Here is a 13,480-nt window from a genome sequence, read left to right as displayed (position 1 = left end):
GCATGCGATGGGCTCTTTGCCGAGTTCCAGCAGCTGGACGAGCGATTCCGGCGGGCGATGCGCAGATAGGGTTCAGACAATTTGGCGCGGGGCGCCTCGCCACTGCGGGCTTCCTCTGACGCGGCCTATCGCGTATTGGCGCGGGAACGCTCCTTTGGCCTTCCCCGGAAACCCATGATACGTCTCGAAAGCATCAGCAAGCAGAACGGCCGTCAGATCGTCTTCATCGAAGCCTCCGCCGCCTTGCAGAAGGGCGAGAAGGTCGGGCTGGTCGGGCCTAACGGCGCCGGCAAGACGACGCTGTTTCGCATGATCAACGGCGAGGAGCAGCCCGACGAAGGCCAGGTCTCCGTCGATCGCGGCGTCACCATCGGCTATTTCAGTCAGGATGTCGGCGACATGTCCGGCCGCAGCGCCGTTGCCGAAGTGATGGACGGCGCCGGACCGGTCAGCGAAGTGGCGGCCGAGATGCGCGAGCTCGAGCACGCCATGGGCGACCCTGACCAGGCCGACCAGATGGACGAGATCATCGCCCGCTACGGCGAGGCGCAGCACCGCTTCGAGGAGCTCGACGGCTACGCGCTGGACGGCCGGGCGCGCGAGGTGCTGGACGGCCTTGGCTTCAGCCAGGAGATGATGGACGGCGACGTCGGCAAGTTGTCCGGCGGCTGGAAAATGCGCGTGGCACTGGCCAGGATCCTTTTGATGCGGCCCGACGCCATGCTGCTCGACGAGCCGAGCAACCATCTCGACCTCGAAAGCCTGATCTGGCTGGAGCAGTTCCTGAAGAACTATGACGGCGCGCTGCTGATGACCTCGCACGACCGCGAGTTCATGAACCGCATCGTCAACAAGGTGGTCGAGATCGACGGCGGTTCGCTGACCGCCTACTCCGGCAACTACGAATTCTACCAGCAGCAGCGGGCGATTGCCGACCGGCAGCAGCAGGCGCAGTTCGAGCGCCAGCAGGCGATGCTGGCCAAGGAGATCGCCTTCATCGAGCGCTTCAAGGCGCGGGCTTCACATGCCGCCCAGGTGCAGAGCCGGGTGAAGAAGCTGGACAAGATCGACCGTGTCGAGCCGCCCAAGCGCCGCCAGAAGGTGTCGTTCGACTTCCAGCCGGCGCCGCGCTGCGGCGAGGACGTGGTGACGCTGAAGAACGTGCACAAGGGCTATGGCAGCCGCTCGATCTACGAGGGATTGGATTTTCAGGTGCGCCGCCGCGAGCGCTGGTGCATCATGGGCGTCAATGGTGCGGGCAAGTCGACGCTGCTGAAGCTGGTCGCTGGCGCTTCCAAGCCGGACAATGGCACGGTGGCGCGCGGGCCCAGCGTCAAGATGGGCTATTTCGCCCAGCACGCCATGGAAGTGCTGGAGGGCGAGCGCACCGTGTTCCAGACGCTGGAAGATGCATTTCCGCAGGCCGGCCAGGCGCCGCTCAGGGCGCTGGCCGGCTGCTTCGGCTTTTCCGGCGACGAGATCGAGAAGAAATGCCGCGTGCTGTCGGGCGGCGAGAAGGCGCGGCTGGTGATGGCGCTGATGCTGTTCGATCCGCCCAATTTGCTGGTGCTGGACGAGCCGACCAACCACCTCGACATCGCCACCAAGGAGATGCTGATCACGGCACTGTCGCAGTACGAGGGAACCATGCTGTTCGTCTCGCATGACCGCCATTTCCTAGCGGCGCTGTCGAACCGGGTGCTGGAACTGACGCCCGAGGGCATCCACACCTATGGCGGCGGCTATACCGAATATGTCGAGCGCACCGGGCAGGAGGCGCCGGGGTTGCGGAGCTGAGGCCGGCTCTGCCGCTCACGGTCACGTAGACGCTCGGTTCCGGAGGCCAAGCACGAGGTGCTCAGCCATGTATCGCAATTTCGCACAGCGGATCGCCGCCGTCGATGAACAGCCGGCCTTGCGCGGTCAACGCCGCCTTGAGCCGTCGCAGGGCAATTTTTCCTGCTTCGGGATGACGCCCGTCCAGCGCGCCGACGCGCACCGCAACGGCAATGTCGAAGTGCTTCTCATCGGCCTCCAACTCGAAATCCTCGATGGCGACCTGGCGAAGGCTCAGCCGGCCTGCCGCAATCTCGGCGCGCGAGGCGGCCCCGGCCTGCGCGATGGCCTTGGCCGAGCGGTCGATCGCCAGCACGTGCCCACCGCCGATCCGGCGCGCGATCTCGCGCGCTGCAGCACCCGGTCCGCAGCCGATCTCCAGCACTCGCATGCCCTGCCGCAAGGGCAGCGCATTGACGATCTCCAAAAGCCTTGGCGACAAGTCGTTCGCCATACGCTCTTCTCCAGCTTGTTCGCAATCCGAGATTAGCGACCGCGGCCGGCGACGGGAAGGCCGACAGACGCGGGCATCGCCGATGTGTTCAGCTGGTATGTTCAGTTGGGTGCTGCTTGAGCAGGGGGCATGATCGACATCGAAGAGGTCGACGATCCGGTCTCGACCGCGGGCGACCGTGCGGACCCCGAGCGGCCCGGCGTCGTTGACCTGAGGGGTAGGGAGGGAACTGGCGCCGAGCCTAACCGGTTGGGGGGTAGATCACCGGCCGTTTATGTGTATACGCTCAAGCTAATATAAGAGCAAGCTAATGTTTTGCGTCAGCAATGTTGGACGATTGTTCTGATCAGTGGCCGGTTGTGGCTTCCTGCCGCGCCCTCCAACCCGGCCAAACACCGTTTATTGCCTTCAAGTCCTGGCTCCAATGCTGTACCCCGGCCCGAAATTCAAGGAGCCTGCGATGACCTCACATCCCGACATCCCCGACGCCAGCATGGCGGTCGATGCGGCCGGCGTGGCAGCCGATGACCGGCGCGCTCGCGAGGCGGATGCCGCATGGCGGGACGATGTTCGCGAGGGCGTGCGGCAGGTAGGCGATCTGGATTCGCTGCCGCTGTCGCCAGCCGAGCGGGCGGCGGCCGAAGCCGCGGCCACGCGCCACAAGGTTCGCATTCCCAAGGCCTATCTCGACCTGATCGACTGGAACGACCCCGCCGATCCGATTCGGCTTCAGGTCATCCCGTCACCCGATGAACTGGCAGAGCAGGAGGGCGAGCTCGACGATCCGATCGCCGACCACGCCTTCAGTCCGGTGCCGAGATTGACGCATCGACATGCCGACCGGGTTCTGTTGTTCCCGACCTATCAATGCGCGGTCTATTGCCGGTTCTGCTTTCGCAAGGAGCAGCTGACGTCGATCGGCCGCGGCTATACGCGCGAAGCTCTCGACGAAGCCTTCGCCTATATCGCGGTCCATCCGGAAATCCGCGAGGTGATCCTGACCGGCGGCGACCCGCTATCGCTGCCGGATAGGGCGCTGGCGGAAATCCGCGCCCGTGTCGAGGCGATCCAGCATCTGCGGCTGTTGCGCATCCACACTCGCGTACCCGTCGCGCTGCCGTCGCGCGTCACCGGCGGGTTGATTCAAGCCTTGCAGGGCCGGCTGATGGTCACTGTCGTCACCCATTTCAACCATCCACGCGAAATCACGGAGGCGACCGAGCGGGCCTGCCGCACGTTGCGGCAGGGCGGCTTCGTGCTGCTGAACCAGAGCGTTCTGCTGAAAGGCGTGAACGATACGGTCGAGGTGCTGGAAGAGCTGTGCCGCGAGCTGATGTATCGCCTTGGCGTCAAACCCTATTACCTGCACCACGGCGATCTCGTGCGCGGAATGGCGCACCGGCGCACCACGATCGCCGAGGGCCAGGCGCTGGTCAGCGCCTTGCGTGCGCGCCTGTCGGGCATCTGCAATCCCGTCTACGTGCTGGACCTGCCGGACGGCGGAGGGAAAGTGCCGCTCGGCCCGTCCCATCTTGAGGCACGGGAAGGGGAGACGTGGCGAATACGTGGGCTTGATGGGGCGGTGAGGGGGTATGGAGAGCTGGTTGGGGAGGAGGGACGCGCAGCCGCCGTCCAAGCCAGCCCACCTTGGTGACCTGACATGCAGCGCTTGATCACGGAAGCATGCGTTAACTGCTGTTCTATTTGGTGCTTGCGCAATTGCTGAAATAGTGAAAACGTTGGTCCGGGGTAATGGGTTAGGGGAGTTCGTCCCGGCTGTAGCGAGTTTCGGGGCGGCGCAGAAAAGTCATGAACTTTCCACAGTTCCTGGTGGGGCTGACCACCACATCGTCCATCGTGGCGATCTCGACTTACCTTGCGACGGGTTCAATCTGGAAGACGCTGGCCTGGACGATCTTGACCTTGATCGTCATGCAGGTTGGATATTTCCTGTTCGTCGTCCGGTTGATCTACGGATCCGGGGCGAAAAGCGCGGAGGCAAAGCCGCGGCGTCTGAGGGCTGTGCCGCCGAACCGTCGAGGTCGCGTTCAGCTTATGTAGTAATGTCCCATATAGATATCATGGTCTAGACAGGACATGTTCGGTTCTGGGAATGTGCATTGGACGTTCCGCTAGTTTAGTCAACTAATATATATCGCCCAACTCATATCGTCGTTTTTGGGCTAGCGGGAAAACCTGCCTGCTGTTTGTACGACGGTGCCTAAGGCCACATTTTACAACCGGCCGGCAAGCTCCCTTTTGTTGATGCCAGCTTAAATCCGGCTGGTGTTTTCGATGGGCCGTTGAGGCTATAAAGCCGTTCAACCGGGCGGCATCGAGATGCATTTCGGCCGGTCGAGAGGGTTGTGGTGATCGACGGAACGCCGAACGTGATCTTGCTGATCGGTAGCGCCCCCGATGTCGTGCGCTGCGCCGCCTGGCCCAAGCAGGCCTTCGGCAAGATCGTCGCCATCAACAACGCCTGGCGCGTGCGCCCCGACTGGGATTTCCTCGTCCATGCCGGCGATTTCCCGGCGGAGCGGATGCCGCAAGGCGGTCCCCTGCAGCAGGCCAGATCTTCAGCGCCTCGCATTACGTGCCGGCGCAAAACAGCTTTGGCGGCTTCGTCTATGCCGGCGGCACCATGTCGATGACGGCGGCCGACTGGACGATCCACAGTCAGAAGCCGGTCGTGCTGGCATTCCTTGGCTGCGATCTACGACCAGCCCGGCAACACGCATTTTTACGGCGTCGGCCGCGCCGATCCGCTGCGCAACGACGTCACCCTGCGCAACCTCGAGGCGAAGTCGGCCCGCCTGCTCATCCATGCGCTTCGGCGCGGCTGCCTGTGCGTCAACCTATCCGACCTGCCGCGCAGCCGGCTGGTCTTCCCGCGGCTGACGCTCGATGAACTCGGCGCGCTTTCTCCCTCGCGAATATCGGAAATGAAGGCGCAGATGCTTGCCGGCCCGCGGCTCGATCAGGCGGAGGAGGCCGACAGGATCGAGAAGGAACTCGGCTATTTCTTCGTGGACGGCATGTACTGGAAGCACCTCGACAAACTCGACGAGAAATTCCTGGCCAACATCGACCGGCTGTGGATGGCGGCGGTGAAGGCGAGCTTGAGCAGTCGGCCGAAGCTGCCGATCTCCCCTACAAGGCGGGAGATCGGCGCGTCATCCGCTTAGCTTTTGGCCGCCGCGAGCTTGTCTTGCGTCTTGGTCTCGAAATCGCTGGCGTCATGGCGCTCGTGCAGCTGCATCGAAGGCTCGCCGAAGGTGCGGTTGACCATGCGGCCGCGCTTGACCGCCGGCCGCGCGTCGATGGCGTCGGCCCAGCGCTGCACGTTCTTGTATTGCTCCACCTGCAGGAACTCGCCGGAATCGTCATACATACGGCCCTTGGCCAGCCCGCCATACCAGGGCCACACCGCAATGTCGGCAATCGTATAGTCGCTGCCGCCTAAATACTCGCTTTCGGCGAGGCGTCGGTCGAGCACGTCCATCTGCCGCTTGGTTTCCATGGCGAAGCGGTCGATGGCATATTCGATCTTCGTCGGCGCATAGGCGTAGAAATGGCCGAAGCCGCCACCGAGATAGGGCGCCGAGCCCATCTGCCAGAACAGCCATGACAGGGTCTCGGCGCGAGCCGGCTGCTCCGTCGGCAGGAGTTCGCCGAATTTTTCGGCGAGGTAGAGCAGGATCGAGCCGGATTCGAAGATGCGGACCGGCTTTTTCCCACTGCGATCCATCATGGCCGGGATCTTCGAGTTGGGGTTGACCTCGACGAAGCCGCTGCCGAACTGGTCGCCGTCGTTGATCCTGATAAGCCAGGCGTCGTATTCGGCGCCGCTGTGGCCGAGCGCCAGAAGTTCCTCCAGCATGATCGTCACCTTGACGCCGTTCGGTGTCGCCAGCGAATAAAGCTGCAGCGGATGCTTGCCGACCGGCAGTTTCTTGTCATGCGTCGGGCCGGCGATCGGCCGGTTGATGCTGGCGAAAGCGCCGCCATTTGCCTTGTTCCAGGTCCAGACTTTTGGCGGCGTGTATTGGTCCGTTGCGTAGTCGTTCATTTGGGAGGCCTTTGGAAGGGTTGGGTTGGGAGGATATCAGATATCAACGTGGGTAATGGCGGAGGAACTTTGCATAGAGCAGCTTGGGATAGCCGTAGGTACAGATAGGGCTGCCGGCGCTGTTGCAAAACCCCGGCGCGAACGGCGCGGCGCCGGTCCACGCCAAAGCCGGCGCCACCTCTTGCGCCTGATCACCTGCGCCATACCTATAGCCCATATCAGCCTGCGAACATTGCCAGGAACCAAAGCATGAATATCGAACCCCTTTTGCGATCCATCGTGGCCGTCCGCGCCACCGTGCCAGAGGACGCCTTCACGGCAAATACACTTGGCACCCGCCGCGAGGGCAGTGGCGTGGTCATCCGCGGCGACGGGCTGGTACTCACCATCGGCTATCTCATCACTGAGGCAGAGGAGGTCTGGCTGGCCGACCAGGACGGGCGCGTGGTTCCCGCCCATGCGCTCGCCTACGACCAGGAGTCGGGCTTCGGCCTGGTGCAGGCGCTGGCGCCGCTCGGGCTGCCCGCCATTGCACTCGGCGATGCGTCCAGGGCCAAGATCGGCGATCCCGTCGTGCTCGCCGACGGCGTCGGCCGCTCCGTGCGGGCGCGGATCGTCACCAAGCAGGAATTCGCCGGCTATTGGGAATATCTGCTCGACGAGGCGATCTTCACGGCGCCGGCTCACCCCTCATGGGGCGGCGCCGGCCTCATCGGCGCGGATGGCAGGCTGCTCGGCATCGGTTCGCTGCGCCTGCAGATGAGCCGCAACGGCGAGGTCGCCGACATCAACATGGTGGTGCCGATCGATCTTCTGCCGCCCATCCTCGACGATCTCCTGACGCGCGGGCAGGTCGCCAGGCCGCCGCGGCCGTGGCTCGGCGCCTTCTCGGCCGAGAGCGACGGCAAGGTCGTGGTGATGAGCGTCGCCGAGGGCGGTCCAGCCGCCCAGGCGGGCCTTCGCCAAGGCGATGTCATCTCGGATGTCCGCGACACGGCGGTCGATGGACTTGCCGATTTTTATCGCAAGCTTTGGAAGAGCGGCCCGGCGGGTGCCGAGATCCCGCTCCGGGTGCTGCGCGATGGCCGCGAAACCTGGCTGCGCGTCAAGTCCGCCGATCGCAACAGCCTGCTGTGGAAGCCGCCGCTGCAGTGAGGCAACCGAAACCTCTCACTCTCCGCAAGCGCTGAAGCCAGTGCCTGGGGTCCACTCCGCGAACGGGATGACCTTGCCTTCGACCGTTACGGTCGCGTGCCTGGTGCTGCCGTCCGCCAGCTTCTTGCTGCTTTTGCCCTTGCCGGTCAGCACATTGTAGTCGCAGTCGCCGGCAACATTGTCGTCCATGTAATCCCAATACTCGTAGGCAAAACCGGCGACGACGAACGTGCCGTTGCGCCAGGCGAGCGTCAGCGTCTTATTGGTCCGCTCGCTGCCGATCTCCATCGCCGGAATATAGAGCTTGATCGAACCGTTGGGGAGCGCAGTGAGTTCGGGCTCGGTGTCGGATGTGGCGGGGCCCGGCCGGTCGTAATCCTTCCATTCCCCGTCAATCTGATCATGCACGATCCCGGCAGGTTTTAGAAAATCGCCATCGCGATCTTTGAGGAAAAAATACAGGTCCATGGGAGAGCCGGGCTCGGTCTCGACGATCATCGCCAGATCGGCGGCGCCGTCGCCGTTCCAGTCGCCGGTCGCCGCCGTGATGATCTTCTGGGTCTCGATCGGCTCCGCCAGGGCGGCGGCCGGCAGCAGCAGGACCAGACCGAATATTGTCGATCGCATGTAAAATCCTCTTAGCCTGGGCAGACCTGAGACGCACGCGCTTCTCAGGAGGCCCGGCTCTGCCGCGTCTCGGAACGGCTCGTCTCGTTGAGCAGCCGGCAGAGCGAAACCGCTTCACGACGGCTCAGGCCGATCAGCGCGATTTCCGAAAATTGCGCCGGCAGATCGTGAACGATGTCCCACACCATCCAACGGCCGTTCGGCTCCATGACACATTCGTAGCGCAATAATTGTTCCTGCATCCGACCCCCGGCTTTGCTCACCGGACTGGTACAGCGTCGAGGTAAATGAGTTGTTGCGCCGCGCGAGTATTCCGCGGCTGTCAAAACCAGGCGTTGAATCCCCGCAGGGGCGAACCCGACAGGTCACGGCTGACGGTGCCGATACTCTCGACAAGGCGGCGGCAGGGACGCTTCCGGCGTGAACGGCGGCCGCCGCCAGAATTGGATCAGGCGTTGCGGCTCGCCATATGCGCGTCGAGCTTCCTCCTCGAGGGGCCGTAACGCTTGATGATGGTCGCGGCCTCGCTTTGCGGTATGCCGTATTTGCGGGCAAACGCAGCGACCTCGTATGGCTCTTCGCCGGAGACCAGTTTGCGATCCTGCTTGGTCTTGGATTTGTCGTCGGCCATGGCGTCCTCCATCACATCTGGTCGTTATAGGGCTCCTTGGTCCGGCCGACCATCCTGGCCAGTTCGGCAAAGGACGGCACGCCGGTTTCGCCCTGGGCATTGTTGGCCGCCTGCAGCAGCCTGAGCGGAAAGCAGACGGCGTCGCGGTTGGATGGCGACATGTCTTCATAGAGACGCTCGTCGCTGGTCATCGCCGCCTCGGCCCGGCGCAACGCCATGTCGACCTCGTCGACCGACAGCAGGCCCTTGTGGACCAGCGCGTTGTTGACGGCCGCGATCGCCATCATCAATCCTTCGAGCTGGAAATTGGCGACGTTCATCGTCTTGCGTCCTTGCCGGGCTTCTTGGCGGTGGCCTTGCCGTCTGGCCGGATCGCTGCGCGCGGCGGGTTCTGGCCCGCCGAATGCAGGGTCCTGTCGTCGAAATCGTCAGCCGGCCTGGTCAATCCCATGCCGCCGGGAGGCGGCTTGTTGCCGGCCGCATCCTGCGAAAATTCGTCGGCCGCGTCGGGGCTCGTCTTTGCCGGATATTTCCTCGCTCCGGTCTCGTAGCGGTTCGGGTCGTCGGCCATGTCCTGTGCTCCGGTTGCAATGAGCAGATAACTTTCAGGCGCCGCGAGCGGTTCCGTGGCGAAATCGACCTTGCCGGTGCGCAAGCCTTCGCAATCCGTCGGGTTTCGTGCATTCTTGTGCATGCCAACGATGCTTCGCTCCGACGCGCCAGCAAAATGCTGCTCCTACTGCGGCGGGCGCGACCACGACTACGAGGATTGCCCGAAGCGCAAAACCGATGCCGAACGGCAGAAGGAGACGCCAGGCAACGCGCCCCAGCCCGCTGCCGCGGCTGCAGGGGAAATCCGCTAGCCAGCCTGAACCACCCCGCCGGTCCGGCCGGCTGGCGCGAAGGTCCTTCCATATCCAGAGGATTGCAATGCCGCCACTATTGTGGGCAAAAGCAGCACGGGCAATCAGGTTGGGGTGGGGTGATGACCGAAACGCAAGGCAATTCAAGCCGTCCGCAGGGCAAGCCGGGGATGGCATCGGGGTCGATCGGTTCCGGCCTGATCGCACTCGTCATCGTGGCGCTCGGCGTCTTTGCGCTGTTTGGATCCTGGTACACGATCGATCAGGGCGACCGCGGCGTGCTCTTGACCAACGGAGCGCTGAGTTCGGTCGTTGATCCCGGACTGCATTTCAAGCTGCCGTGGTTACAGCGTGTCGAGAAGATCAGCCTGCGCCAGCAGGTGCTCAAATGGGGCTGCGAGAACCAGAACGATTGCAGCGGCCTGCCGGCCATGCAGGCCTATTCGCGCGACCAGCAGCCGGCCGACATGCGCGTCACCGTCAACTTCCACGTGCCGGCCGCCGAAGTCAGCAACGTCTACACCAATTATGGATCGATCGAGGCACTGGCCGACCGTGTCATTGCCAGGAAAGCACCGCAGGAGATCAAGACGGTGTTCGGCCAGTACGACGCGGTGTCGGTTATCCAGAACCGGGCGAAGTTCAACAAGGACGTCGCCGACGCCATCGCGGCGGTAACCGACGGCCCGGTGATGATAGACAGCGTGCAGGTCGAGAACATCGACTTCTCCGACGCCTACGAGCAGGCGGTCGAAGCCAGGATGACGGCGCAGGTCGAGGTGCAGAAGCAGGAACAGAACCTGCAGCAGGAAAAGATCAAGGCCGATATCGCCGTCACCCAGGCCAAGGGCCGCGCTGACAGCGTCAAGGCCGAAGCCGAGGCCAGCGCCTACAAGACCAGGGTCGAAGGCGATGCGACCGCGGGCGCCATCAAGGCTCGCGCCGCCGCAATCGCCAACAACCCGCTGCTGGTCGAACTGACCAAGGCGGAGAGATGGAACGGCGAATTGCCGAAGTCGATGATCCCGGGCTCGACCGTACCGTTCCTCGAACTCAGCACGCCTGCCGCTGCATCGAACTGAGGCGCGGCGCCGCGGCGCAAACCAGATCAGGACGGCGGCGCGATAGCCGTCCTGGTGCGGTTACGGCTGAAGCACGGCGCCTCGGGCGATTGCCTGCGTTTGACTTAGAATGGCTGTCAGCAGCTCCATTCCCACCGGCCAGTCGCCGAGCCCGCTGTCGCCATTGATGTGGCCAAGCGGTCCGGCGATATGGAGATCGCTGCCCCATCGCTCGGATTTCGCCCTGGCATAGTCCAGCGAGCCGTAGGGATCGTTGGTGCTGGCGACAATCAGCGACGGAAAGCGAAGCCGTTGTTGCGGTGCGTCGGCGAAGGCCCGGGCGGAGGAGGGGAAGGCCGGCGACGCAGGGTCCGGAACCGCGACCAGCAACGCGCCGCCGATAGAGCGGGGGGAGATCCGCTGCCAGTGTACGACGAGCAGACAGCCGAGGCTATGGGCGACGAGCACCGGCGGTGTGCTTGCCTGGCATACAGCGGTTTCCAGCGCAGCCACCCAGTCGTCGAGGTCCGGCGCGTCCCAACTCGCCGGGTTGAACCGCCGCACCGCCGGGTTTGCCTGCTGCCAACGTGTCTGCCAGTGGGCTTTGTCCGATCCGCCGATGCCCGGCACAATGATGAAGTCGGTCATGCGAAGCCCTTCTTTCCTGATGCAGCGCGTGCAATTCTAGATCTTCTCCCAGGTGGCGGAATGAGAGATCATCGGAAAGCAGCGACGAAATCCGATGGATTAAAGGCAATCATGCGGAACGGCGATTATCGGCCAAGGCTCGACCCCACCGATCTGGCGATCATTGAGATCATGCAGGAGGATGGCCGCATCGGCATCTCCGAGCTTGGCCGCCGCGTCGGACTGTCCCAGCCCGCCACCTCGGAACGGGTGAAGCGGCTGGAGGAGCGCGGCGTCATCACCGGTTACAAGGCGGTGATCAATTCGGCAGCGCTCGGGCTCGGCACCATGGCGGTCATCCGCCTGCGCACCACGCATGAGCATATCCAGGCCTGCCTGAAGAAGTTCGCCCAATTGCCGGAGGTGGTCGAGGTGCTGCGGGTGACCGGCGAGGATTGTTTTCTGGTCAAGGTCGTGGTCCCGTCACCGCCCGATCTTGAAAGCATCGTCGACAGCATCGGCCACTACGGCACGGTGACGACAAATGTGGTTCTGCGCGCCGAGCAACCGAAGCGGCTGGGACGCGAATTGATGACCAGGGCCTGACGGTCTATCGCTTGGTCTGCGTATGCCCGACGGCATTGGCGAACGAGATGCCGCCCTTGATCTCGCGCATCGCCATCGAGGTGATCGTGCGCCGCACGCCGGGCAGCCGGCTGAGCTCCTCGCGCAGCATCCTGTCGAGCGCCATCATGTCGACAGTGACGATCTGCAGGAGATAGTCGGCCTCGCCAGTCGTGGCGTGGCAGCGGCGGATCAGCGGATGCTTTTTGACCGCCGCCTCGAAGGCGTCCGAGAGCTCGAAATCGATCGACACCTGGATGAAGGCTTCGATGCCGAAGCCGAGCTTGGCCGGGTCGATCCGGGTCGCGTAGCCGCGGATGACGCCGGCGTCCTCAAGCGCCTTGACCCGCTTCCAGCACGGCGTCTTGCTCAAGCCGACCTCATCGGCGAGCGCGGCAAAGGAGATGCGGGCCTCGCGTTCGAGCGCAGCTATGATCTTCCGGTCGACCGCATCAAGCATTATTCGTTCTTCCAATCTGCTTCAGCGACAATTTTCGTCCTTCGTTTCCCGCCAATCGAATAACAGAAAGGGACAATGTTCGGCAAGAAAGCGATTAGACTCGGGGACCGGGATCCAACAAACGCCTGCGGCCCAACGGCCGCGGCAAGGAGCATGGCCATGGACAAGCAAGACTATTATGCCCGCATCGAAACGCCTGAGATGCGCGACTATGGCGTCTACCTCAAATGCGACAGACTGCTGGCCTGCCAGAAGCCGCTGGCCGAGATGGTGAATGCCGACGAGCTGCAGTTCCAGATCGTGCACCAGGTCGAGGAGCTGTGGATGAAGCTCATCGCCTACACGCTGATCGACGTCGTCGATTTCCTGGAAAAGCAGGACACGCATCGCATCGTCACGCTGATGGGGCGCGTGCACCGGCTGATGCGGCTGATGACGGCGCAGCTCGACCTGCTCGAAACCATGTCGCCCAAGGAATACCAGCAGATCCGGCTGCAACTCGGCAACGGCAGCGGCCAGGAATCGCCGGGCTTCAAGCAGCTGCTGCGCCTGCCGCCCGATCTGTGGCGGGCCTTCAAGGCGTCATACCTCGACGACCGCGGCCTTTCGGTCGAGGATGTCTACGATGCCGGCTACGATCACGGCGACAGCTATGTCGTTGCCGAAGCGCTGATCGAGTTCGACGAGCTGTTCCAGAAATTCCGTGCCAACCACCTCTATCTCATCCACCGCACGATCGGCCTCGGCGCGAAATCGCTGAAGGGCCGGCCGGTCGAATTGCTGGAAGCCGGCGCCCGCCACCGCTTCTTCCCGGAACTCTGGGACATACGCTGGGCGATGACCGACCGCTGGGGCAGCCAGTATGGAACGGTACGGGAGCCGATCAGCAAGCCGGGGGTCAAGGTGGGGTAGTACAACCTTCCTTCTCCCCTTGTGGGAGAAGGTGGATCGGCGCGCAGCGCCGAGACGGATGAGCAACCGTGCTTCATATCGATGCCGGATTCCACGATTTGTTGTCTCGGACCATGGCGTTGAGGGCTGTGATGAGTTTACGCATGACGGCGACGATG

General features: G+C 63.4%; 19 protein-coding genes. 10 read left to right on the top strand and 9 right to left on the bottom strand.

From position 1 onward, the window contains the following. The first annotated feature begins 174 nt into the window (after window positions 1–174). Window positions 175–1,797, top strand: coding sequence for an ABC-F family ATP-binding cassette domain-containing protein (locus NKI18_RS13610; protein ID WP_352621925.1), 1,623 nt, complete (start codon window positions 175–177; stop codon window positions 1,795–1,797). A gap of 61 nt (window positions 1,798–1,858) precedes the next feature. On the opposite strand, the gene NKI18_RS13605 is transcribed toward NKI18_RS13610, so the two are convergent. Continuing rightward, the gene (locus NKI18_RS13605) at window positions 1,859–2,290 is read right to left on the bottom strand and encodes an SAM-dependent methyltransferase (protein ID WP_352621923.1); all 432 of its coding nucleotides are present in this window, start codon (window positions 2,288–2,290) and stop codon (window positions 1,859–1,861) included. A 129-nt stretch (window positions 2,291–2,419) separates the two neighbouring features. Between NKI18_RS13605 and NKI18_RS13600 the strand changes: the two genes are divergently transcribed. From NKI18_RS13600 to NKI18_RS13580, 5 genes are all read left to right on the top strand, one after another. Then, window positions 2,420–2,590: a hypothetical protein gene (locus NKI18_RS13600; protein ID WP_023675693.1), complete on the top strand. Its 171-nt coding sequence runs from the start codon at window positions 2,420–2,422 to the stop codon at window positions 2,588–2,590. 193 nt (window positions 2,591–2,783) lie between these two features. Then, window positions 2,784–3,944 carry a KamA family radical SAM protein gene (locus NKI18_RS13595; RefSeq protein WP_502900699.1) on the top strand — a complete coding sequence of 387 codons (1,161 nt, stop codon included), beginning with the start codon at window positions 2,784–2,786 and terminating at the stop codon, window positions 3,942–3,944. A gap of 155 nt (window positions 3,945–4,099) precedes the next feature. Further along, window positions 4,100–4,351, top strand: coding sequence for an exopolysaccharide production repressor protein (locus tag NKI18_RS13590; protein ID WP_023675695.1), 252 nt, complete (start codon window positions 4,100–4,102; stop codon window positions 4,349–4,351). Window positions 4,352–4,680: 329 nt separating this feature from the next. Beyond that, window positions 4,681–4,944 (top strand): hypothetical protein, encoded by a 264-nt coding sequence (locus tag NKI18_RS13585; RefSeq protein WP_353019875.1) that lies wholly within the window; start codon window positions 4,681–4,683, stop codon window positions 4,942–4,944. A 51-nt stretch (window positions 4,945–4,995) separates the two neighbouring features. Next, window positions 4,996–5,478 (top strand): hypothetical protein, encoded by a 483-nt coding sequence (locus NKI18_RS13580; RefSeq protein ID WP_352621918.1) that lies wholly within the window; start codon window positions 4,996–4,998, stop codon window positions 5,476–5,478. Here NKI18_RS13580 and yghU read toward each other — a convergent pair. Beyond that, window positions 5,475–6,362, bottom strand: coding sequence for a glutathione-dependent disulfide-bond oxidoreductase (gene yghU, locus NKI18_RS13575; RefSeq protein WP_352621916.1), 888 nt, complete (start codon window positions 6,360–6,362; stop codon window positions 5,475–5,477). The two genes, NKI18_RS13580 and yghU, sit on opposite strands and share 4 nt — an antisense overlap. A 249-nt stretch (window positions 6,363–6,611) precedes the next feature. Here yghU and NKI18_RS13570 point away from each other — a divergent pair, with 249 nt between their 5' ends. Continuing rightward, the gene (locus NKI18_RS13570; protein WP_023675699.1) at window positions 6,612–7,517 is read left to right on the top strand and encodes a S1C family serine protease; all 906 of its coding nucleotides are present in this window, start codon (window positions 6,612–6,614) and stop codon (window positions 7,515–7,517) included. Window positions 7,518–7,532: 15 nt separating this feature from the next. On the opposite strand, the gene NKI18_RS13565 is transcribed toward NKI18_RS13570, so the two are convergent. The 5 genes from NKI18_RS13565 to NKI18_RS13545 all read right to left on the bottom strand — a co-directional run bounded on the left by NKI18_RS13565 (window position 7,533) and on the right by NKI18_RS13545 (window position 9,469). Further along, the gene (locus NKI18_RS13565; RefSeq protein WP_352621914.1) at window positions 7,533–8,144 is read right to left on the bottom strand and encodes a hypothetical protein; all 612 of its coding nucleotides are present in this window, start codon (window positions 8,142–8,144) and stop codon (window positions 7,533–7,535) included. 44 nt (window positions 8,145–8,188) lie between these two features. Continuing rightward, a complete protein-coding gene (locus NKI18_RS13560; protein ID WP_245274654.1) occupies window positions 8,189–8,371 on the bottom strand; it encodes a hypothetical protein in 183 nt (60 codons plus the stop codon). 221 nt (window positions 8,372–8,592) lie between these two features. Next, entirely contained in the window at window positions 8,593–8,775 is a 183-nt protein-coding gene (locus NKI18_RS13555) for a DUF3606 domain-containing protein (RefSeq protein ID WP_023675702.1), read from the bottom strand. 11 nt (window positions 8,776–8,786) lie between these two features. Beyond that, window positions 8,787–9,095, bottom strand: a complete 309-nt coding sequence (locus tag NKI18_RS13550; protein WP_352621912.1) for a hypothetical protein — start codon at window positions 9,093–9,095, stop codon at window positions 8,787–8,789. Then, window positions 9,092–9,469 carry a hypothetical protein gene (locus NKI18_RS13545; protein ID WP_352621910.1) on the bottom strand — a complete coding sequence of 126 codons (378 nt, stop codon included), beginning with the start codon at window positions 9,467–9,469 and terminating at the stop codon, window positions 9,092–9,094. The genes NKI18_RS13550 and NKI18_RS13545 overlap by 4 nt, the downstream gene beginning before the upstream one ends. A 291-nt stretch (window positions 9,470–9,760) precedes the next feature. Here NKI18_RS13545 and NKI18_RS13540 point away from each other — a divergent pair, with 291 nt between their 5' ends. Further along, the gene (locus NKI18_RS13540) at window positions 9,761–10,720 is read left to right on the top strand and encodes a prohibitin family protein (RefSeq protein WP_352621908.1); all 960 of its coding nucleotides are present in this window, start codon (window positions 9,761–9,763) and stop codon (window positions 10,718–10,720) included. 60 nt (window positions 10,721–10,780) lie between these two features. Here NKI18_RS13540 and NKI18_RS13535 read toward each other — a convergent pair whose 3' ends face one another. Next, on the bottom strand, window positions 10,781–11,347 hold the full coding sequence (locus NKI18_RS13535) for an RBBP9/YdeN family alpha/beta hydrolase (RefSeq protein ID WP_352621906.1): 567 nt from the start codon (window positions 11,345–11,347) through the stop codon (window positions 10,781–10,783). 111 nt (window positions 11,348–11,458) lie between these two features. Between NKI18_RS13535 and NKI18_RS13530 the strand changes: the two genes are divergently transcribed. Continuing rightward, window positions 11,459–11,932: an Lrp/AsnC family transcriptional regulator gene (locus tag NKI18_RS13530; protein WP_352453704.1), complete on the top strand. Its 474-nt coding sequence runs from the start codon at window positions 11,459–11,461 to the stop codon at window positions 11,930–11,932. 4 nt (window positions 11,933–11,936) lie between these two features. On the opposite strand, the gene NKI18_RS13525 is transcribed toward NKI18_RS13530, so the two are convergent. Beyond that, a complete protein-coding gene (locus tag NKI18_RS13525; RefSeq protein WP_352621904.1) occupies window positions 11,937–12,410 on the bottom strand; it encodes an Lrp/AsnC family transcriptional regulator in 474 nt (157 codons plus the stop codon). 159 nt (window positions 12,411–12,569) lie between these two features. Between NKI18_RS13525 and NKI18_RS13520 the strand changes: the two genes are divergently transcribed. Beyond that, on the top strand, window positions 12,570–13,322 hold the full coding sequence (locus NKI18_RS13520; protein ID WP_352621902.1) for a tryptophan 2,3-dioxygenase family protein: 753 nt from the start codon (window positions 12,570–12,572) through the stop codon (window positions 13,320–13,322). Window positions 13,323–13,480: the final 158 nt, after the last annotated feature.

Source organism: Mesorhizobium sp. M0800 (assembly GCF_040320095.1).
Taxonomy (GTDB): Bacteria; Pseudomonadota; Alphaproteobacteria; order Rhizobiales; family Rhizobiaceae; genus Mesorhizobium.
The sequence above is the reverse complement of the archived record's forward strand: the minus strand, read 5'-3'. Positions and strand labels throughout refer to the sequence as shown.

Coding starts and splice junctions, on each gene's coding strand:
- NKI18_RS13545 (WP_352621910.1), bottom strand. CDS start 9,469: ATGCACAAGAATGCACGAAACCCGACGGATTGCGAAGGCTTGCGCACC.
- NKI18_RS13610 (WP_352621925.1), top strand. CDS start 175: ATGATACGTCTCGAAAGCATCAGCAAGCAGAACGGCCGTCAGATCGTC.
- NKI18_RS13595 (WP_502900699.1), top strand. CDS start 2,784: ATGGCGGTCGATGCGGCCGGCGTGGCAGCCGATGACCGGCGCGCTCGC.
- NKI18_RS13550 (WP_352621912.1), bottom strand. CDS start 9,095: ATGAACGTCGCCAATTTCCAGCTCGAAGGATTGATGATGGCGATCGCG.
- NKI18_RS13570 (WP_023675699.1), top strand. CDS start 6,612: ATGAATATCGAACCCCTTTTGCGATCCATCGTGGCCGTCCGCGCCACC.
- yghU (WP_352621916.1), bottom strand. CDS start 6,362: ATGAACGACTACGCAACGGACCAATACACGCCGCCAAAAGTCTGGACC.
- NKI18_RS13590 (WP_023675695.1), top strand. CDS start 4,100: ATGAACTTTCCACAGTTCCTGGTGGGGCTGACCACCACATCGTCCATC.
- NKI18_RS13600 (WP_023675693.1), top strand. CDS start 2,420: ATGATCGACATCGAAGAGGTCGACGATCCGGTCTCGACCGCGGGCGAC.
- NKI18_RS13535 (WP_352621906.1), bottom strand. CDS start 11,347: ATGACCGACTTCATCATTGTGCCGGGCATCGGCGGATCGGACAAAGCC.
- NKI18_RS13520 (WP_352621902.1), top strand. CDS start 12,570: ATGGACAAGCAAGACTATTATGCCCGCATCGAAACGCCTGAGATGCGC.
- NKI18_RS13540 (WP_352621908.1), top strand. CDS start 9,761: ATGACCGAAACGCAAGGCAATTCAAGCCGTCCGCAGGGCAAGCCGGGG.
- NKI18_RS13555 (WP_023675702.1), bottom strand. CDS start 8,775: ATGGCCGACGACAAATCCAAGACCAAGCAGGATCGCAAACTGGTCTCC.
- NKI18_RS13525 (WP_352621904.1), bottom strand. CDS start 12,410: ATGCTTGATGCGGTCGACCGGAAGATCATAGCTGCGCTCGAACGCGAG.
- NKI18_RS13565 (WP_352621914.1), bottom strand. CDS start 8,144: ATGCGATCGACAATATTCGGTCTGGTCCTGCTGCTGCCGGCCGCCGCC.
- NKI18_RS13530 (WP_352453704.1), top strand. CDS start 11,459: ATGCGGAACGGCGATTATCGGCCAAGGCTCGACCCCACCGATCTGGCG.
- NKI18_RS13605 (WP_352621923.1), bottom strand. CDS start 2,290: ATGGCGAACGACTTGTCGCCAAGGCTTTTGGAGATCGTCAATGCGCTG.